Source organism: Pseudoxanthomonas kaohsiungensis, assembly GCF_010211765.1.
In the GTDB taxonomy this organism is placed as follows: domain Bacteria; phylum Pseudomonadota; class Gammaproteobacteria; order Xanthomonadales; family Xanthomonadaceae; genus Pseudoxanthomonas; species Pseudoxanthomonas kaohsiungensis.
In genome coordinates, this window is the sequence record NZ_PDWO01000011.1 from 88,073 (window position 1) to 107,243 (window position 19,171).

Below are 19,171 nucleotides of genomic sequence, written 5' to 3' on the forward strand. Positions count from 1 at the left end.
CATTCTGCCGCAAGGGCAGGGCGCGGGCAGCGCCGGGTCCATCCCGACCCGGCACGCCATCGGACGGCGCCTACAGGGTGATCCAGAAGCAGCCGTAGTTCCTGCGCAGTCCGAAGACCGTGCGGACCGGGGTGGCGCTGCCGGACAGCGTCTGCTCGACGCGCAGGGCGACCGGTCGCGACCGGGCGGGTGCCGGCGCAGCCGCCGCAACGGGCGCCTGGACGGAGGCGGCTTCGGTCGGCGGAGTGGCGCCGGCGCCTTCACTGCTGTTCCAGCTCGGCATCCACGCCGCCGGACCGCTCGAGGGCGTCGTCGTGGGCTCCTGCGCATCCGCCGGGACTTCCGGCGGCGGCGCAGGCAAGACCGGCGCGTCGTTGCCCGCGTAAACCGGCGCGATGTCCACCAGCGGCCGTTCGACCACGCCTTCGAGGCGGTCGAGCAGCCGCGCGGCCGACGCGTCGGACACCCCGCTCCAGTCGTAGACGCTGGCCAGGCGGTTGATGTCCTGGCCCTGGATCGCCGCGCCGATCTCACCGACCAGCTGGCTCAGCCGGCGCGGGCACCCGCCCCGGAACAGGCGCGGCCCTTCTCCCGCCGCGGCCGGTGGCAGGCGCGATACCGCGCCGAGGTCGTCGCAGCGCCGGTCGGTGTAGACCGCCTGTCCATCCGCGCCGATGCAGCGCTGCACCTGCTGGGTGCGCGCCTTCGCCGGCGCCGCGGCGAGGACCACGCACGCGAACAGGAGCAGGAGCCGTTCCATGCCGCCAGCCTAGCCGCGGCCTGCATCCGCGGAAAGCACGCCGGTCACAGGCGCGCGAGCACGGCCTCGGTGGGCCTGGCCAGGTTCAACGTGTAGAAGTGCAGGCCGGGGGCGCCGCCGGCGACCAGGCGCCGGCACAGGCCGGCGACCAGGTCGGCGCCGAATTCGCGGATCGCCTCGGCGTCGTCGCCGAAGGCCTGCATCCGCTTGCCGATCCAGCGCGGGATCTCCGCGCCGCAGGCTTCGGAGAAGCGTCGCAGCTGGGTGAAGTTGGACACCGGCATGATTCCCGGGACGATCGGCACCTCCACGCCCAGCCGGCGCGCGTCGTCGACGAAACGGAAGTACGCGTCGGCGTTGTAGAAGTACTGGGTGATCGCCGCATCGGCGCCGGCATCGACCTTGGCCTTGAAGTGGCGCAGGTCGGCCAGCGCATCCTCGGCCTGGGGGTGGGTCTCGGGGTAGGCGGCCACTTCGATCCGGAAGCGGTCGCCGTGTTCGGCGCGGATCAGCTGCACCAGCTCGGCCGCGTAGCGCAGGTCGCCGGGAAAGCCCATGCCCGACGGCAGGTCGCCGCGCAGGGCGACGATGCGGCGGCAGCCGATCGCCCGGTAGAGCTTGAGCAGCTCGCGGATCTCCTCGCGGTTGCCGCCCACGCAGGACAGGTGCGGCGCGGCCTCGAAGCCGTGGTGCTGGTTGAGGTGGCGCACGGTCTCGGAGGTGTAGCTGAGCGTGGAGCCGCCGGCGCCGAAGGTGCAGGACACGTATTCGGGTGCGTGCGCCTTCAGCCTGGCCGCGGCGCGGTCGAGCTGGGTGCGCTGCTCGTCGGTCTTGGGTGGGTAGAACTCGAAGCTGACGTGGGCGGTCATCGCAGGGGTCCGGCGGGTCGCCCCGGATAATATCTCTTTATCGCGATGGATGTGAAGCATTGCTGGGCGGTCGCGGTCGCGGTCGCGGCAGCACCGGTCGCTGGCGCGTTTACCCTGTCGCCCCCACCGCCGGACTGCCGCATGTCGATCTTCCTCACCGATTTCGCCCGCGCCCGCCTGTTCCCGCGCACGCCGCGCGGCAATGCGATCCAGGACTGCACGCCCGAGCAGTTCGAGCGCCATCTCAACGAGCACGCGCCCCTGAAAGTGCTGGAGGGCTACGCGCCGTTCTGCAAGTTGCACGTGCACCGCAACTGGACCTCGACCCGCTGCCTGACCGTGCCGGTGACGGCGCAGAACCGGCACCTGCTGCGTTCGGCCTACGAGGCGCGCAGCCGCGAGGAGCTGCCGATGCTGGTGCGCTGGTTCGAGGGCGTGGAGCCACCGGTGGCCGAGTACCTGGTCGTGATCCTCTACAGCCGCGAGCAGCTGGCACGGGAGGGGACGCCGATCGAAGCCGACTGGGGCGTGGTCGGCTGCCTCTACACCCTGCAGCCGGAGGAGATCCCGATGGCACCGGTGACCATGATGCGCAATGCGCTGGGCGTGGACGAGGGCGGGTCGGGCGTGCCGCTGGACCGCGAGGCCTATCGGCGCAGCGTCGAGTTCTGGGACGCCAACGCCAACTGGCGTCTCTGAGCGGCCGGCCTCGAGCCTTGCCGTGTTCCCGGGTCCGGCAGGCCTTCAGGATCCGGCGTCGGCTGCCGATGTAGGTCAGGTCCCCCTCCCTCCGGGTGGTCGCGTCGCCGCGAGCGTGTGGCAGCGCGGGGACCAATCCTCGTCGGCCATTCCCTTAGGTGCGCATGGGCACGTTCCCGATCATCCTCATGACTGTCCTCGGTGGCTGGGCGATGCTGGCGACGGTCCTTGCCCTGGTCTGGGGCGGCCGCCTGCGCCGCGAGCGCCTGGACCACGAGGCCGCGCAGCAGCACAACGCCCGCTATCGCGCCGCCGTGCGCAGGCTCGAGGAGCGCGCGGCCACCACCGCCGCGCAGTTCGAGGCGCTTGAACGCGACTACCTGGCCCTGAAGCGGAGCGTCGACGCGGACGCCGGTGCGCAGGCACGGGAGCAGGGCCAGCCGGCTGCGGGGCGGGCGTTCCCGATGGTGGTGGTCGACAGCCTCGACCTCTCCGCCGAGATCGGCCTGCTGTTCGAGCACGTGGCCCGCGTGGCCGCGGCGATCCGCGGCTACAGCGCGTTCACCCGCGGGCACCACGGCCCCGAACCCGCGAAGGCCCGCTATGACCTGCTTTGGCTGTCCGATTGCCTGCATACCTTCGACCGGGTCGGCCGCGCGCTGGCCGGCGGCAACCAGCAGGCGCTCGCGGCGGCCTGCGAGGAGCTGCTGTCGATGTACGACATGTATCCGCGCGATGGCTCCGGCTACGACAGCCGCGACACGTTCCGGCGACTGGCCGAGCGGGTGCCGCTGGGCGCGGTGACCGAGGCGATGCGCTCGATCGCGCTGAAGGTCGCCTCGGCGCCCGACGCCGGGGCGACCGGCATACGCCATGTGGAACCGGAGCGTCCCCAAGCCGCCGCCCCGGTGCCACCCGCGACAGCGGTTCCGGTTGCGGCCGGCGCCGCCTGAGCGGTCGCCTGGGGGCGGCTCCGTGCCGCCTGCACACTGCCCGGAATGGAAACGGGCGCCTTGCGGCGCCCGTTCCTGCAGTTCGATCGCTGTTCGCGATCAGTATCGGTAGTGCTCGGGCTTGTACGGCCCGTCCACGGCCACGCCGAGGTAGTCGGCCTGGGCCTGGGTCAGCCGGGTCAGCTTCACGCCGATCTTCTCCAGGTGCAGGCGCGCCACTTCCTCGTCCAGCTTCTTGGGCAGGCGGTACACGGTCTTCTCGTAGGCGTCCCTGTTCGCCCACAGGTCGATCTGGGCCAGGGTCTGGTTGGAGAAACTGTTGGACATCACGAACGACGGGTGGCCGGTGGCGCAGCCCAGGTTGACCAGGCGGCCCTCGGCCAGCAGGAAGATGCTGTTGCCGTTGGCGAAGGTGAACTTGTCCACCTGCGGCTTGATGTTGGTCTTCGCCGCGCCGGACGCGTACAGAGCGTCGACCTGGATCTCGTTGTCGAAGTGGCCGATGTTGCAGACGATGGCCTGGTCCTTCATCGCCTTCATGTGCTCGAGGGTGATGATGTCCTTGTTGCCGGTGGTGGTGACGTAGATGTCGGCCGTGCCGAGGCTGTCCTCGACGGTGGCGACCTCGAAGCCTTCCATCGCCGCCTGCAGCGCGCAGATCGGATCGATCTCGGTGACGATCACGCGGGCGCCGTAGGCGCGCAGCGAATGCGCCGAGCCCTTGCCGACGTCGCCGTAGCCGCAGACCACGGCGACCTTGCCGGCCAGCATCACGTCCATCGCGCGCTTGAGGCCGTCGGCCAACGACTCGCGGCAGCCGTACAGGTTGTCGAACTTGCTCTTGGTCACCGAGTCGTTGACGTTGATCGCCGGCACCAGCAGGGTGCCGGCATCGGCCAGCTGGTAGAGGCGGTGCACGCCGGTGGTGGTCTCTTCCGAGACGCCCTTCCAGTCCTTGACCACGCGCGCCCAGTAGCCGGGACGCTCCCTGGCCACGCGCTTGAGCAGGTCCTTGATCACCTGCTCCTCGTGGTTGCCCGACGGGGTGTTGACCCAGTCGCTGCCGTTCTCCAGCTCGTAGCCCTTGTGGATCAGCAGGGTCACGTCGCCGCCGTCGTCGACCACCAGCTCCGGGCCGGTCAGGGTGCCGTCGGCCAGGGTGAAGGTGAGCGCGTCCAGGGTGCAGTCCCAGTACTCCTCCAGGGTCTCGCCCTTCCAGGCGAACACCGGGGTGCCGGACGCGGCGATCGCGGCGGCGGCATGGTCCTGGGTCGAGAAGATGTTGCACGAGGCCCAGCGCACGTCGGCGCCGATGTCCTTCAGGGTCTCGATCAGCACCGCGGTCTGGATGGTCATGTGCAGCGAGCCGGTCACGCGCACGCCCTTGAGCGGCTGCGCGGCGGCGTGCTTGCGGCGGATGGACATCAGGCCGGGCATCTCGTGCTCGGCGATGTCGATCTCCTTGCGGCCCCAGTCGGCCAGGGAGATGTCGGCGACCTTGTAGTCGCCCTCGGTCGAAAAGGTCTTGGGCAGTGCGTTCATGTGTGCTCCGGGTCTATGGCGAGACGGGGTCTCGCTGTCGCCGGGCGCCGTTGTCGCGGTAATGCCATGCCGAGCCTGGCCGTGGATCGAAGCCACACGAAGTGCGGCTCTGCGGAAGATCCGCATGTCCATGGTCGCAGCGCCCCTCGGCGGGCGGCGCGCATTATATCGGTCCATCGGGATCGGTGGATGAACCCGGTGGCACCTGGGGGTCGCGGCGGCGGGCCCGCCTCGGGCCGGGCCGGATCTGGTGCTGCTGAAACTTTTGCGGCGCCGCACAAAACGCGGCTAAGCTCGGAGGTCGCCTTCCACTCCTGCCGCGCGTGTCGATGAACGCTCCCCGCCAGCTCGAATTCGCCCCACCGGACCTGCCCCTGCGCGACGACGTGCGTCGCCTCGGCGCGCTGGTCGGCGACATGCTCGCCGAACAGGTCTCGCCGGCCTTCCTCGAGGAGGTCGAGCGGGTACGCACCACCGCGATCGCGCGGCGCCAGAACGGCGGGTCGATGGAATCGCTGTCGGCGCTGCTCGACGGGCTGGAGCCGGCGCACGCCGAGGCGCTGGTGCGTGCCTTCAGCACGTACTTCCAGGTGGTCAACATCGCCGAACGCGTGCATCGCATCCGCCGCCGCCGCGACTACCAGCGCGCCGATACCGGGACGCCACAGCCGGAGAGCCTGCACGATGCGTTGCTGCGCCTGAAGCGCCAGGACGTCTCGCCCGACGAGCTGCGCGACTGGCTGGAACGCATCGATATCGAGCCGGTGTTCACCGCCCACCCGACCGAGGCGGTGCGGCGCGCGCTGCTGGAGAAGGAACAGATCATGGTCGCGGCGCTGATCGACGACCTCGACGGCGCACGCACGCCCGGCGAACGCGCCGCCGACCTGGCCCGCTTCCGCATGGCCTTGACGTCGGCCTGGCAGACCGCCGATTCCTCGCCGGTGCGCCCGGGCGTGGAGGATGAACGCGAGCACGTGGGCTTCTACCTCACCGAGGTCCTGTACCGGGTGATGCCGGTGTTCTACGAGACCCTGGACCACGCCATCGGCGAGTACTTCGGCATCGCCACCGACCTGCCGCGGCTGGTGCGCTTCGGCACCTGGGTCGGCGGCGACATGGACGGCAACCCGAATGTCGACGCGACCACCATCCGCAGCACGCTCGACGCGCAGCGCCGCGCGATCCTGGGCAGGTACCGCGCCGAGCTGCAGCAGCTGACCCACGTGCTGAGCCAGTCCACCGGCGTGGTCGGGGTCGATGCGCAGGTGCTGGCGCAGGTCGAGCGCTACCGCGGGCTGCTGCCCGAGGCCGCCGCCGCCGCCCGCCCGCGCCATGCAGACATGCCGTACCGCCTGTTGATCGACCTGATGGCCGCGCGCCTGCAGGCGACGCTGGAAGACCGCGCCGAGGGCTACGGTTCCCCGCGCGAGTTCGCCGACGACATCGACCTGATCCGGCAAAGCCTGGAGCACAACCGCGGCGTGCATGCGGGCTGGTTCTCGGTGCGCCGGCTGGTGTGGCGGCTCCGCACCTTCGGCTTCCACCTGGCGCGGCTGGACGTGCGCCAGGAATCGGGCGTGCACGCGCGCGCGGTGGCCGCGGCGCTGGAAGACGAGCAGTGGGAGTCGCGCGGACCGGTGGAGCAGGCGGCGCGGCTGGGCCCGTATGCGGGCGGAAGCCGGGTGTTGCCGGCGGTCGACGAGCCGGGCAACGCGCGCCTGGACGCGGTCTTCGCCGCGCTCAGCGACGCGCGCCGCCGGCATGGCCCCGACGCATTGGGCGCCTACATCATCAGCATGGCGCGCAGCCGTGCCGACGTGCTCACCGTGCTGGCGCTCGCCCGCCGCGGCGGCCTGGTCGAGGACGGGCAGGTGCCGCTGGACATCGCGCCGCTGTTCGAGACCGTCGACGACCTGCGCCAGGGCCCCGACACCCTGCGCGACCTGCTCGCCGACCCGGTCTACCGCCAGCACCTGGCCGCGCGCGGCAACGTGCAGATGGTGATGCTCGGCTATTCCGACAGCGGCAAGGACGGCGGCATCGCGGCCTCGCGCTGGGGCCTGCAGCGCGCCCAGGTCGAGCTGATGCAGGCGGCCGAGGAGCTGGGCATCAAGCTGACGTTCTTCCATGGCCGCGGCGGCTCGCTCAGCCGCGGCGGCAGCAAGACCTCGCGCGCGGTGGATGCGTCGCCGCGCGGCAGCGTGGACGGCCGCCTGCGCGTGACCGAGCAGGGCGAGGCGATCCACCGCAAGTTCGGCATCCGCGCCCTGGCGCTCCGCTCGCTGGAGCAGGCCACCGGCGCGGTACTGGTGTCCAGCATCCGGCCCCGCGCGCCGGAGCCGCGCGAGGCGAAATGGCGCGAGGTGATGGACGCCGTGGCGCAGGCCAGCAGCCAGGCCTACCGGGGCTTCGTCGGTGCGCCGCGTTTCATGGATTATTTCCGCAGCGCCACCCCGATCGACGTCATCGAGCGGATGACCCTGGGCTCGCGCCCGTCGCGCCGGCTGGGCCAGGACGCGGCGCTGTCGAACCTGCGCGCGATCCCCTGGGTGTTCGCCTGGAGCCAGGCGCGCGCGGTGATCCCCGGCTGGTACGGCGTGGGCACGGGCCTGCAGGCGGCGGTGGACCGTTTCGGCGAGGAAGCCCTGCGCGAGATGGGTCGGGACTGGCCGTTCTTCAAGACCTTCCTCGACGACGTCTCGATGGTCCTGGCCAAGGGCGACATGGGCATCGCCGGGATGTTCTCGCGCCTGGCTGGCGAGGAACTCCACGGCGAGTTCTTCCCGCGGGTGCAGGCCGAGCATGCGCTCACGCGGCGATGGGTCCTGGCCCTGAACGGCAACGAGTTCCTGCTGCAGCACGACCAGCGCCTGGCCCTGTCGATCCGCCTGCGCAATCCGTACGTGGATCCGATCAGCGTGCTTCAGGCGGACCTGCTTGAGCGGTGGCGCGCCAGCGGCCGCGAGGACGATGCGCTGCTGCGCGCGTTGGTGGCCAGCGTCAATGGCGTCTCGCAGGGCGTTCAGAACACCGGCTGACGGCGGGTTCCGATCCGGTCCGATCCGGTCCGCCTTCGGGCCCGCGCTCCGCGCCGGGACGGATGGAAGGCCGACGACGGCATGCCCTTGCCGAAGTCGAGCGGAAGCCGGAGCCGAAGCCGAAGCAAGAGGATCGTGTTGCGTGGGCTTCGGATGGGGCCGCCGCCCTGCCGCCATGGGGGTCGTCGCTCGCGCCGGCGTCCTGCCTCAGTTCGCGACCGCGGCACATCCTTGTGCCGCTCGACCCCCACGGCGACAGGGCGGCGTCCTTCGGCGCGTTTGGGACATGGCTTCGATCATCGCCCTGCGTGGTGCGACATCCGGCGTAGCGATGCGGTTCGGCGTCCATGGCGGTATCGGTATGCCGGGATTGCTGGTCTGCGATGGCATGAAGCCGCCAGGCATGGCCTTTACGATCGGAGCCATGACCTGCACGTTGGCGGAGGTTGCCGTACCCAAGGGCTATGGCCCAAGTGGCACATGGATGTGCCACGGCCCTTCGTAAAGACAGGACGTCGTCCCGAAGGGTGGGCCATAGCCCTTGGGTGCGGCGACCCCCCAAGGCGCCGGCCCTTCCGGATGCCCACGCCCCCCCAAGCAAAAAAAACGGGCCGCGCGAGCGGCCCGTCTTCATAACAGCATTGCGCGGCCGGTTACTTCAGCTTGGCATCCGCGCGCAGGGCGTCGGCCCTGTCCGTCTTTTCCCACGAGAACGCGGTGGCGGCCTGCTTCTTGCCAGCCGCGTCGGTGTAGGTGACCTGCTGCGGCTTGCGGCCGAAGTGGCCGTACGCCGCGGTGGCCTGGTACACCGGGTGGATCAGGTCGAGCATCTTGACGATGCCGTACGGGCGCAGGTCGAAGTGCTTGCGGATCAGCTTCTCGATCTGCTCGTCGCTGATCCTGCCGGTGCCGAAGGTGGTGACCGAGATCGAGGTCGGCTCGGCCACGCCGATGGCGTAGGAGACCTGCACCTCGCAGCGGTCGGCCAGGCCGGCGGCGACGATGTTCTTGGCCACGTAGCGCGCCGCGTACGCAGCGGAGCGATCGACCTTGGACGGATCCTTGCCCGAGAACGCGCCGCCGCCATGGCGGGCCATGCCGCCGTAGCTGTCGACGATGATCTTGCGGCCGGTCAGGCCGCAATCGCCCACCGGGCCGCCGATCACGAAGATCCCGGTCGGGTTGATGTGGACCTTCTTCTTCGGCAGCGTTTCCAGCCACTTCTTCGGCAGCACCGGCTTGAGGATGTGCTCGTACACGCCCTCGACCAGGTCCTTCTGCTTGATGCCCGGATCGTGCTGGGTCGACAGGACCACTGCGTCCAGGCCGAGCACGTTGTGCTCGTTGTCGTAGCGCAGGGTGACCTGCGACTTGGCGTCCGGGCGCAGCCACGGCAGCGGCGAGTTTTTCTTCTTGCGGACCTTGGCCTGCTGCTCGACCAGGCGGTGCGAGTAGTAGATCGGCGCCGGCATGAACTCCGGCGCCTCGTTGCAGGCGTAGCCGAACATCAGGCCCTGGTCGCCGGCGCCCTGTTCCTCGGGCTTCTTGCGGTCGACGCCGGCGGCGATGTCCGGCGACTGCTTGCCGAGCATGTTGATGATCGCGCAGGTGTGGCCGTCGAAGCCGACGTCGGAATTGTCGTAGCCGATCTCGTTGATCACCTTGCGCGCCAGCGACTCGATGTCGACCCACGCGGTGGTGGTGACCTCGCCGGCGACGATCGCCGCGCCGGTCTTGACCAGCGTCTCGCAGGCCACGCGGGCGCGCTTGTCCTGGGCCAGGATGGCGTCCAGCACGGCATCGGAGATCTGGTCGGCGATCTTGTCCGGGTGGCCTTCGGAGACCGACTCGGAGGTGAAGAGATAGCTGGACATTCGGCTATATCCCTGTATTCGGATGAAAAGATGGGTGCGCATGATACACGGCCGCGCGGTGGGGTGCATGGTCGCAGGGGGCGGGTTGGTCCGCTGTTAAGGCGGCCGCGCGCTGTCACGCCACGGTCGCGGGACGGCAATGGCGCTGACGCCGGAAACGGCGACCCTTCCGGCCGGAGCGTGATCCGGAGACCCGTATGCGCCGTGTCCGATGCAATCCCGACGCCGTGGGTACCGACGCCTTCGGCGCCGCCCGACCCGTCGCCACGCGGATGCAGTCGCCGATGCGGTTGCGCCCGGCCCCCGCGGCACGCCGCCTGCGGCTGCCGATGCCGGCGGCCGCCGCCGCCGCTTTCACCGAGCCGGAAAGGACCGCGCCGTGAAGCCGGCCGCGACGATGCTGCCGCCCCGGCATCGCGCGGTCTTCATTTCCGACGTCCACCTCGGTTCGCGCCACTGCCACGCCGCCGAGCTGGCCGACTTCCTCGCCCGGCTGCGCTGCGGCCAGCTCTACCTGGTGGGCGACATCGTCGATTTCTGGTGGATGGCCCAGCGCCGCGCCGCCTGGGGCGCCGGGCAGCATCGGGTGGTGGAAGCGCTGCATGCGCTGGCCGCCGCCGGCACCGAGCTGGTCTACGTGCCCGGCAACCACGACCGGCCTGTGCGGCGCTACTGCGGCCTGGTGCTGCCGGCGATGCAGGTGCGCCGACGCGCGATCCACGAAACCGCGGACGGTCGCCGGCTGCTGGTGGTGCACGGCGACGACTACGACGCGGTGACGCACTTCGGCGGCCTCCAGGAGCGCTTCGGCGACTGGCTCTACTACCGGATCCTCACCGGCAACCGGCTGACGAACGCGGCACGGCGACGGCTCGGCCTGCGCTACTGGTCGCTGGCCGACTGGATCAAGCGCCGCAGCAGCGCCGCCGAGCGCTACATCGCCCGCTTCGTGCAGGCAGGCCTCGACGATGCCCGCCGTCGCGGGCTCGATGGCATCGTCTGCGGGCATATCCACCGGGCCGGCCTGTTCGAGCGCGACGGCCTGGTCTATGCCAACGACGGCGACTGGGTGGAAAGCCTGACCGCGCTGGTCGAGGAATCCGATGGCGGGCTGCGCCTGCTGACCCACGGCGGCGAAGTGCTGGCGACCCTGGCGCCGCGCGAGCCATGGCGGTTGCCGATCGGCCGGGTGGCCTGAACCCGCGCGCGCCGCCGCCCGGGATCCCGGCCGCCGCCCCCGCCGGCGCTGCTAGCATTCGCCCATGGATTCCCTGACCCAGATTCTGCTCGGCGGTGCCATCGCCGCCGCCGTCGCCCCCGCCCGCCACCGCCGTGCCGCCCTGCTCGCAGGCGCCGCGCTGGGTACCCTGCCGGACCTGGATTCGCTGCCGATCATGCTCTTCAGCGACGATCCGGTGACGCTGATGACCGTGCACCGCAGTTTCAGCCACTCGCTGTTCGTTCTGCCCCTGGTGGGGTGGCTGGTGTGGTGGCTGTTCCTGCGCTTCGGCCAGGGTCGGGTGGCCGAAGCGCCGCGCCGCTGGTTCTGGGCGATCCAGCTGGCGCTGGCGACCCATCCGCTGCTGGATGCCTTCACCGTGTACGGCACGCAGCTGTGGTGGCCGCTGCCGGTCGCGCCGACGATGTGGTCGAGCGTGTTCATCATCGATCCGGGCTACACGCTGTGGTTGCTGCTTGCGTGCGTGGTGGCCTGGTTCGCGCGCGAACGCGTCCTCGCCCAGCGTGCGCTGGTGTTCGGCCTGGCGCTGAGCAGCGCGTACCTGGGCTGGTCGCTGATCGCCAAGGGCATGGTCGAGCGCGAGGCCCAGCGCAGCCTGGCGGCGCTCGGCCTGGGCGATGCGCCGCGGTTCTCGGTGCCGATGCCGTTCAACACGTTGTTATGGCGCGTGGTGGCGATGACGCCCGACGGATTCGTCGAAGGCGAACGTTCGCTGTGGGCCGATCGCGGTCCGATGGAGTTCCGCGGCTACGCCTCCAACACCCAGGCGCTGGCCGAGGCACGCGACCTGCCGGCCGTTCGCCGGCTGGCCTGGTTCAACCGCGGCTTCATGAAGGCCCGCGAGCGCGATGGCCGGCTCGAACTGAGCGACCTGCGGATGGGAGCCGAACCGGACTACTCGTTCGTCTTCGTGGTCGCACGGCGCGACGCCGGCGCCTGGCAACCGGTCGCGCCCGAGCAGCTACGCCCGCCGTGGGAGGCCCGGCGCCGGCTGGGCACGATGTGGCACCGCATCTGGAACAGCCCGACCGTCGCCGTCGTGCCCGGTCCGCACGCCCGGGCCGACGACTGACGCAGGCGCACTCAGCCTTCGCGCTGCCTGGCCTTTGCGGCCTCGGTGCGTGCGGCCAGCGCGGCCTGTTCGGCGACGCGGGCGCGCCGGACCTCGACGGCGGCGGCGACTTCGCCCTTCAGCAGGTACTTGTAACCATCTGCGCCGAGCGCGCTCTTGAGCTCGCGCTCCACCCGGTCGAAGACGATGCGGTACTCGGGATACGGGGTGCGGGCGCCGGCGACCATGCGGATATGGCGCTCGCTCACGCCGGTCTCGCGCGACAGGTCGGCGATGGTGGCGTCGTTGGCGAAGGCGGAAGGAGCGGCGGCCAGCGCGGCCGCGACAACGGCGATGCGTGCGAACAACATGACTGCCTCCTGCGGGCGTTGGCCCATCGGGTGGCCGTGGGGTCGCCACGGGCCGGCGATTTCCGGCTCTGGCAGCGTCGCGCTACCGGCGCAAGCCGCACAGTGCCGAAGTGCAGGGTGACCCGAGTCACGTTTATTCGAAGGACGGTTACATGAAGCAACCGTACGCACGCGCAACTATGCGGCCGCGTGCAGCGCGGCCGGCACGCCAGCCTCGAGCGCGTCGAAGTACGCGGCCGTGAGCGCCAGTTGTTCCTGCGCTGTCTGCGCGCGATTGACCACGGCGCGGAAGGCGGCGTTCTCGGCGCGATCCCTGGCGTACCAGCCCAGGTGCTTGCGCGCGATCCGCACGCCCTGCTCCTCGCCGTAGAAGCCGTGCAGCGCCTGCAGGTGCGCGAGCAGGATGTCGCGCACCTGGCCGACGCCGGGGGGCGGCAGCAGCTGCCCCGTCGCCAGGTAATGCGCGACCTCGCCGAAGATCCACGGTCGTCCCTGCGCGGCCCGGCCGATCATCACCGCGTCGGCGCCGGTGTCCCGCAGGACCTGCGCGGCGCGCTGCGGAGAATCGATGTCGCCGTTGGCGATCACAGGCATCGATACATCGGCCTTGATCCGCGCGATAGTCGAGTACTCGGCCTGGCCGGTGTAATGCTGGTCGCGGGTACGGCCGTGCACCGTCAGTGCCTGGATGCCCGCGGCCTGCGCGATGCGCGCGATCGCCGGCGCGTTGCGGTGGTCGGCATCCCAGCCGGTGCGGATCTTCAACGTTACCGGCACGTCGACCGCGCCGACGACCGCTTCGAGGATGCGGCCCACCAGTGCCTCGTCGCGCATCAGCGCCGAGCCGGCCCAGGCGTTGCAGACCTTCTTCGCCGGGCATCCCATGTTGATGTCGACGATCTGCGCGCCATGGTCGACGTTGTAGCGCGCCGCCTCGGCCAGCAGTCTTGGCTCGGTGCCTGCGATCTGCACGCTGACCGGATCCGGTTCGCCGACATGGTCCATGCGCCGCAGCGACTTGGGCGTGTTCCAGAAGCGCGGATCGCTGATCGTCATTTCCGACACCGCCAGCCCGGCCCCCATCCGCTTGCACAGCAACCGGAACGGCTTGTCGGTGACCCCGGCCATGGGCGCCAGGACCACGCGCGGTTCGATGCGGTAGGGACCGATCTGCATGGCGGCCGCGGTCCGGTCAGGCGCCGAAGCGCGCGGCGACCTCGTCATGCCGGGGCATCGCCGCGGCCGCGCCGGGATGCTCGGTGGACAGGGCGGCGAACCGGTTCGCGTAGCGCACGTGCACCGAGAAGGGCTCCGCCGGCGCGCGGGCCAGCGCGGTCGCCAGGGCGCCATTGAAGGCGTCGCCGGCGCCGGTGGTGTCGATCGCGGACACGCTTTCGGCGCCGATCCGGTAGTAGGGCTGGGCATCGCCGCGCAGCTGTTCCTCGGCGTGCGAGACGAACACGCCGACCGAGCCCAGCGTGATCACCACCGTGCCGTGCGGCAGCAGCTTGCGGCTCAGGCCATGGAGGGTGGCGCCGTCCAGCGTGGCCACCGCCTCGGGGTCGACGCGTTCGCCGACATGCCGTGCCAGCAGGGCGGCGAACTCGGTCTCGTTCGGGGTGAGCACGTCGGCGAGGCGCAGCAGGCCGATGCCGCTGGCCGCATTGGCCGGCGCCGGGTTGAGCACGGTGGTCACCCCCGCCTGGCGGGCCATCGCCAGTGCGGCCTCGATCGTCTCCACCGGCGATTCCAGCTGGGCCAGCAGGACCCGTGCGCCTTCCAGCAGCGCGGGATCGCCGGTGACGTGTTCGGCGCCCAGGGTGCCGTTGGCGCCGGCGCCGACCACGATGCTGTTGCGGCCGCGGGCATCGACATAGATGCCCGCCGTTCCGGTCGGCTGGTCGCTGGCCTCGGCGCGCAGGTCGATGCCGTCGGCCCGTGCGAGCTGGCGCGCCAGCGCGCCGCCGGCATCGTCGCCGAGCGCGCAGACGAAGGCGGTGGCGGCACCGGCGCGCGCCGCCGCCACGGCCTGGTTGAAGCCCTTGCCGCCCGGCCCGGTGCTGTACTGGCCGGCGATGGTCGCGCCCATCGCCGGCAGCTCGGCGCAGCGCCAGACATGGTCGACGTTGAAGGAGCCGACGACGATGACCGAATTCATGGGACCTCGAGCGATGGGGATCAGAACGGGAAACGGAAATGGCGGGCCGGGTGGGCCCGGCGGAGGGCGCGGTGGGGCGACGGCTCAGCTGAAGTGGGTCAGCACGCCTGCGATCGTCGCGGTCATGAACGTGGCCACCGATCCGCCCAGCACCGCGCGCAGCCCGAAGCGCGCCAGGTCCTGGCGCCGTTCCGGGGCCAGGCCGCCGATGCCGCCGATCTGGATCGCGATGGAGCTGAAGTTGGCGAACCCGCACAGCGCGTAGGTCGCGATCAGGGTGGCTTCCGGGCCCAGCGCCACGCCCGGTACCTGGCCGTTGATGATGCTCGACAGCTGGCTGTAGGCGATGAACTCGTTGAGCACGATCTTCTGCCCGATCAGCGCGCCGACCGTGGTCGCGTCCGCCCACGGCGTGCCGATCACCCAGGCGATCGGCGCCAGCAGGTAACCGAGGATCGTCGACAGGCTGGTCGGCTGGCCGAGCGCGGCCGCCAGCCCGGTGACCTCGCCGAACCACTTGAGCGGCGCGTCGACCAGGGCGATCAGGGCGATGAAGGCCAGCAGCATCGCGCCGATGTTCAGGGCCAGGCGCAGGCCGTCGCCGGCGCCGGCGGCAGCGGCGTCGATCACGTTGGCGGTGGTCTTCTCGACCTCCATCTTCACCGTGCCCCGGGTCAGCGGCTCGCCGGTCTCCGGCACCAGGATCTTGGCGATCACCAGGGTAGCCGGCGCGGCCATGATGCTGGCCGCGAGCAGGTGCTTGGCGAAGAACGCCTGCTGCTCCGGGTCGCCGCCGCCGAGCATGCCGACGTAGGCGGCCAGCACGCCGCCGGCGATGTGGGCCATGCCGCCGATCATCATGGTCAGCAGCTCGGACTGGGTCATCTTGGCGATATAGGGGCGCACGGTCAGCGGCGCCTCGGTCTGGCCGATGAACACGCTGGCGCAGACGCTGGTGGTCTCGGCACCGGACACCCGCATCACCTTGGTGATCGCCCAGGCCATGCCGCGCACGATCGCCTGCATCACCCCCAGGTGGTAGAGCACGCCCATCAGCGCCGAGAAGAAGATGATCGTCGGCAACACCTGGAAGGCGAAGATGAAGCCGTTCTTCTCCAGGTCCATCAGGCTGCCGAAGATGAAGTTCGAGCCTTCGGCGACGAAGCCCAGGATGCGGACGAAGCCGTGGCTGAGCCAGTCGAAGACCTCGCGCCCGCCCGGCACCAGCAGCACGACCGCCGCGAAGGCGATCTGCAGGACCAGCCCGGTGGCGACCAGCTTCCAGTCCACCGCACGGCGGTTGTTCGAGAACAGCCAGACGATGCCGATGAGCACGGCCAACCCGAACAGGCCGAAACCGATCCGACCCAGTGCCTCGAACATGGAATTCCCTGCGGATGTTAAATAATTGCGAAAGCCTAGCAGGTCGGAAGCGACGACGCCCGGCGCCGCGGTCGCCTGAACCGGATTCAGACTCCGGCTCGGTCGATGACGGGCGATCGCGCGGCCAGTCCCCGGTCCGCGTGGCCGGGGACCGCCGGGCCGGCGCTTACACTGGCTCCCTTCCTTCCGGAGATCCGTCCATGCAATACCGCCGCCTCGGCGCCTCGGGCCTGCAGCTGTCGGCCCTGTCCTTCGGCGCCTGGATGACCTTCGGCCGCCAGGTCGGGCGTGGCCAGGCGCGGGAGCTCATCGCCGCCGCCTGGGACCACGGGATCAACTTCTTCGACAATGCCGAGGCCTATGCCAATGGCGAGGCTGAACGCGTGATGGGCGACGTGATCGCCGACCTGCGCCTGCCGCGCGATGGTTTCTGCGTGTCCAGCAAGGTGTTCTTCGGCGCGGTGGAGGATCCCCGCCCCACCCAGCGCGGCCTGTCGCGCAAGCACGTGGTCGAGGCCTGCCATGCCGCGCTCCGGCGCCTGCGGGTCGAGCACCTGGACCTCTATTACTGCCATCGCCCCGATCCGGACACGCCGGTGGAAGAGACCGTCGCGGCGATGGACCTGCTCGTCCGCCAGGGCAAGGTCCTGTACTGGGGCACGTCGGAATGGCCGGAAGCGCTGATCCGCGATGCCGCCCGGTTCGCACGCGCCAACCAGCTGGCCGGCCCGAGCATGGAGCAGCCGCAGTACAACCTGCTGCACCGCGAACGGGTCGAGCTCGAGTACGCCTCTCTCTACTCCGAACTCGGGCTGGGCACGACCACCTGGTCGCCACTGGCATCGGGTCTGCTCACCGGGAAGTACGCCAGCGGCATCGAGCGGGAAGGCCGGCTGGCCCAGGCCGACGCCGGATGGCTGCAGCGGCTGGTCGTCGGGCACAGTGAGGAACGCCGGCTGGATCGCGCGCAGCGCTTCGTGGAGGTCGCCGCCGAACTCGGCGAACGGCCGGCACCGCTGGCGATCGCCTGGTGCCTGCGCAATCCGCACGTGAGCAGCGTGATCCTGGGCGCGAGCACCACGGCACAGCTGCTGGAGAACCTCCGCGCGCTGGAGCTGGCAGGCAAGTACGACGAACCGGTCTGGCGACGGCTGGAGGTCGCTGCGGCGGTGTGAACGCAGGCCGCCGCGGCGGCCGGGCGTGTCGGCCGGCGGCGCCGACCAGCGCTCGCGGGAGGGCAGGCGTCCGCTGTCGTGCCGCTTGACACGTGAATGCGAATAATTATCATTAACCGTGTTCCACGTCCCTTACCGCTGGAGCCCGCCATGAACGTGCATCGCCTGACCCTGTCGCGTGTCGAACCCGCCCGCACCCCCGCGCCGGCGCTCTACCCCAATGAGGTCGTGCTGGGCAGCGAAGAGTTGCTCAACGGCCGCCGCGAAATCCTGATCCGCCATGGCGACAAGCTCTACCGCCTGCGCCACACCAGCAACGACAAGCTGATCCTGACGAAGTAGCGCAGCCGGCTTCCGGAAGCGCGCGCTGCGGGTTTGGACGCACCTGCCAGCGCCGCTGGCCCGGATCGCGCACGGGCACGCCCGCGACCGACGTCGCGGGCGCTAGCGCAGCGACGATGTCGCAGCCGCTGCCTCCTGCATGCGCGCGCTGGCGGACCGCGTTGTCCGGCCCTGCAACGTGCCTATACTGGTCTCCGGACTTGGGAGAGGCCGCGCGCGGCCGGGAGCAGGGGGATGATGTCATCGGGTTTTCTGGCGATGGTGCTGCTGGTCGCCGGCGTGATCGTGCTGTTCAAGACGGTGCGCATGGTGCCGCAGGGCTACGAATGGACCGTCGAGCGGTTCGGCAAGTACACCCATACCCTCGATCCGGGCCTGCACTTCCTGATCCCGATCATCTACGGCGTCGGCCGCAAGGTGAACATGATGGAGCAGGTGCTGGACGTGCCCAGCCAGGAAGTCATCACCAAGGACAACGCGGTGGTCCGCGTGGACGGGGTGGTGTTCTTCCAGGTGCTGGACGCGGCCAAGGCCGCCTACGAAGTCGCCACCCTGGAAGTGGCGATGATCGCCCTGGTGCAGACCAACATCCGCACCGTGATCGGTTCGATGGACCTGGACGAGTCGCTGTCCAACCGCGAGCGGATCAACGCCCAGCTGCTCAACGTGGTCGACCATGCGACCAATCCGTGGGGCATCAAGGTCACCCGGATCGAGATCCGCGACATCCAGCCGCCGCGCGACCTGGTCGACTCGATGGCCCGGCAGATGAAGGCCGAGCGCGATCGCCGCGCGGTGATCTTGGAGGCCGAGGGCCACCGCTCCTCGGAGATCCTGCGCGCCGAGGGCGACAAGCAGGCCGCGATCCTGCAGGCCGAGGGCCAGAAGGAGGCCGCATTCCGCGAAGCAGAGGCCCGCGAGCGCCTGGCCGAGGCCGAAGCCAAGGCGACGCAGATGGTGTCCGAGGCGATCGCCAACGGCGACGTCCAGGCCATCAACTACTTCGTCGCCCAGAAGTACGTGGAGGCGTTCAAGGAACTGGCCACCGCGCCGAACCAGAAGTTCGTGCTGATGCCGATGGAGGCCAGCGGCGTGATCGGTTCGATCGCCGGCATCGCCGAGCTGGCGCGCGAGGCGCTGTCCGACCAACAGCGCAAGGCGGGGGTCCCGCGCCAGCCGCCGCCGAAGCTGGGAGCCTGAGCCATGCGCGTCGACGTGGTGGGATGGGCGGCGCTGGCGCTGCTGCTGATCGCGGCCGAGACCCTGGCGCCCGGCGCCTTCATGCTGTGGATGGGCTTCGCCGCGGTTGCGGTTTTCGTGGCGGTGCTGCTGGTGCCGGGCATCCCGGTGCTGGCGCAGGTGGCCGCGTTCGTGGTGCTCAGCTTCGTCTCGATCCAGGTCTACCGGAAGTGGTTCCGCAAGGCCGCGCGCGCGAGCGACCAGCCGCTGCTCAACCGCCGGGCCGAACAGGCCATCGGCCTGGTCGCGCCACTGGAACAGGCCATCGTCGGCGGGCGCGGGCGGATCAAGCTGGGCGACGCTTTCTGGGTGGTGGAAGGCCCGGAGCTGCCCGCCGGCACCGCGGTGCGCGTCGTCGCGGTCAACGGCATGGTGCTGAAGGTCCAGGAAGCCTGATCGCGGCACGCCGGCCGGGAGCCAGCCCGCCGCGCCCGGCATTTGGTTCCGGGTGAAAGGACTCTGGGATAATGGCGG

Annotated in this window: 18 protein-coding genes and 1 riboswitch; of the genes, 10 read left to right on the forward strand and 8 right to left on the reverse strand. The window is 70.4% G+C overall.

All coding sequences use genetic code 11. The annotated features are described in order from the left end of the window. Positions 1-70: 70 nt before the first annotated feature. Both CSC66_RS12335 and metF read right to left on the reverse strand, forming a co-directional pair. Positions 71-760, reverse strand: coding sequence for a hypothetical protein (locus CSC66_RS12335; RefSeq protein WP_162377690.1), 690 nt, complete (start codon positions 758-760; stop codon positions 71-73). 44 nt (positions 761-804) lie between these two features. Then, a complete protein-coding gene (gene metF / locus CSC66_RS12340; RefSeq protein WP_162377691.1) occupies positions 805-1,629 on the reverse strand; it encodes a methylenetetrahydrofolate reductase [NAD(P)H] in 825 nt (274 codons plus the stop codon). 141 nt (positions 1,630-1,770) lie between these two features. On the opposite strand from metF, the gene CSC66_RS12345 reads away from it, so the two are divergent. Both CSC66_RS12345 and CSC66_RS12350 read left to right on the forward strand, forming a co-directional pair. Next, positions 1,771-2,328 carry a DUF3228 family protein gene (locus CSC66_RS12345; RefSeq protein WP_162377692.1) on the forward strand — a complete coding sequence of 186 codons (558 nt, stop codon included), beginning with the start codon at positions 1,771-1,773 and terminating at the stop codon, positions 2,326-2,328. Between the two features lie 164 nt (positions 2,329-2,492). Beyond that, positions 2,493-3,281 carry a hypothetical protein gene (locus CSC66_RS12350; RefSeq protein WP_379655830.1) on the forward strand — a complete coding sequence of 263 codons (789 nt, stop codon included), beginning with the start codon at positions 2,493-2,495 and terminating at the stop codon, positions 3,279-3,281. A 99-nt stretch (positions 3,282-3,380) separates the two neighbouring features. Here the strand turns inward: CSC66_RS12350 and ahcY are convergent, their stop codons facing one another. Continuing rightward, positions 3,381-4,823, reverse strand: coding sequence for an adenosylhomocysteinase (gene ahcY / locus CSC66_RS12355; RefSeq protein WP_162377693.1), 1,443 nt, complete (start codon positions 4,821-4,823; stop codon positions 3,381-3,383). 35 nt (positions 4,824-4,858) lie between these two features. Next, positions 4,859-4,977: riboswitch (S-adenosyl-L-homocysteine riboswitch) on the reverse strand. Between the two features lie 175 nt (positions 4,978-5,152). Between ahcY and ppc the strand changes: the two genes are divergently transcribed. Beyond that, complete coding sequence (ppc, locus tag CSC66_RS12360; protein ID WP_162377694.1) at positions 5,153-7,864, forward strand: phosphoenolpyruvate carboxylase; 2,712 nt, start codon at positions 5,153-5,155, stop codon at positions 7,862-7,864. A 286-nt stretch (positions 7,865-8,150) separates the two neighbouring features. After that, entirely contained in the window at positions 8,151-8,369 is a 219-nt protein-coding gene (locus CSC66_RS12365) for a hypothetical protein (RefSeq protein WP_162377695.1), read from the forward strand. 148 nt (positions 8,370-8,517) lie between these two features. Here the strand turns inward: CSC66_RS12365 and metK are convergent, their stop codons facing one another. Continuing rightward, positions 8,518-9,738: a methionine adenosyltransferase gene (gene metK, locus CSC66_RS12370; RefSeq protein WP_162377696.1), complete on the reverse strand. Its 1,221-nt coding sequence runs from the start codon at positions 9,736-9,738 to the stop codon at positions 8,518-8,520. Between the two features lie 397 nt (positions 9,739-10,135). Between metK and CSC66_RS12375 the strand changes: the two genes are divergently transcribed. Both CSC66_RS12375 and CSC66_RS12380 read left to right on the forward strand, forming a co-directional pair. After that, a complete protein-coding gene (locus tag CSC66_RS12375; RefSeq protein ID WP_162377732.1) occupies positions 10,136-10,936 on the forward strand; it encodes a UDP-2,3-diacylglucosamine diphosphatase in 801 nt (266 codons plus the stop codon). 64 nt (positions 10,937-11,000) lie between these two features. Then, positions 11,001-12,050 (forward strand): metal-dependent hydrolase, encoded by a 1,050-nt coding sequence (locus CSC66_RS12380; protein WP_162377697.1) that lies wholly within the window; start codon positions 11,001-11,003, stop codon positions 12,048-12,050. 11 nt (positions 12,051-12,061) lie between these two features. Here the strand turns inward: CSC66_RS12380 and CSC66_RS12385 are convergent, their stop codons facing one another. The 4 genes from CSC66_RS12385 to CSC66_RS12400 all read right to left on the reverse strand — a co-directional run bounded on the left by CSC66_RS12385 (position 12,062) and on the right by CSC66_RS12400 (position 15,941). Then, a complete protein-coding gene (locus CSC66_RS12385) occupies positions 12,062-12,400 on the reverse strand; it encodes a hypothetical protein (RefSeq protein ID WP_162377698.1) in 339 nt (112 codons plus the stop codon). A 177-nt stretch (positions 12,401-12,577) separates the two neighbouring features. Then, entirely contained in the window at positions 12,578-13,576 is a 999-nt protein-coding gene (dusB, locus tag CSC66_RS12390) for a tRNA dihydrouridine synthase DusB (RefSeq protein ID WP_162377699.1), read from the reverse strand. Between the two features lie 16 nt (positions 13,577-13,592). Continuing rightward, a complete protein-coding gene (locus CSC66_RS12395) occupies positions 13,593-14,558 on the reverse strand; it encodes a ribokinase (RefSeq protein ID WP_162377700.1) in 966 nt (321 codons plus the stop codon). Positions 14,559-14,642: 84 nt separating this feature from the next. Beyond that, entirely contained in the window at positions 14,643-15,941 is a 1,299-nt protein-coding gene (locus tag CSC66_RS12400) for a NupC/NupG family nucleoside CNT transporter (protein WP_162377701.1), read from the reverse strand. A gap of 200 nt (positions 15,942-16,141) precedes the next feature. Here CSC66_RS12400 and CSC66_RS12405 point away from each other — a divergent pair, with 200 nt between their 5' ends. The 4 genes from CSC66_RS12405 to CSC66_RS12420 all read left to right on the forward strand — a co-directional run bounded on the left by CSC66_RS12405 (position 16,142) and on the right by CSC66_RS12420 (position 19,093). Continuing rightward, on the forward strand, positions 16,142-17,116 hold the full coding sequence (locus tag CSC66_RS12405) for an aldo/keto reductase (RefSeq protein ID WP_162377702.1): 975 nt from the start codon (positions 16,142-16,144) through the stop codon (positions 17,114-17,116). A gap of 150 nt (positions 17,117-17,266) precedes the next feature. Beyond that, the gene (gene hemP, locus CSC66_RS17835) at positions 17,267-17,458 is read left to right on the forward strand and encodes a hemin uptake protein HemP (protein ID WP_162377703.1); all 192 of its coding nucleotides are present in this window, start codon (positions 17,267-17,269) and stop codon (positions 17,456-17,458) included. A gap of 234 nt (positions 17,459-17,692) precedes the next feature. After that, the gene (locus tag CSC66_RS12415) at positions 17,693-18,658 is read left to right on the forward strand and encodes an SPFH domain-containing protein (RefSeq protein ID WP_162377704.1); all 966 of its coding nucleotides are present in this window, start codon (positions 17,693-17,695) and stop codon (positions 18,656-18,658) included. Between the two features lie 3 nt (positions 18,659-18,661). Continuing rightward, complete coding sequence (locus CSC66_RS12420; protein ID WP_162377705.1) at positions 18,662-19,093, forward strand: NfeD family protein; 432 nt, start codon at positions 18,662-18,664, stop codon at positions 19,091-19,093. The last annotated feature ends 78 nt before the right edge of the window (positions 19,094-19,171 follow it).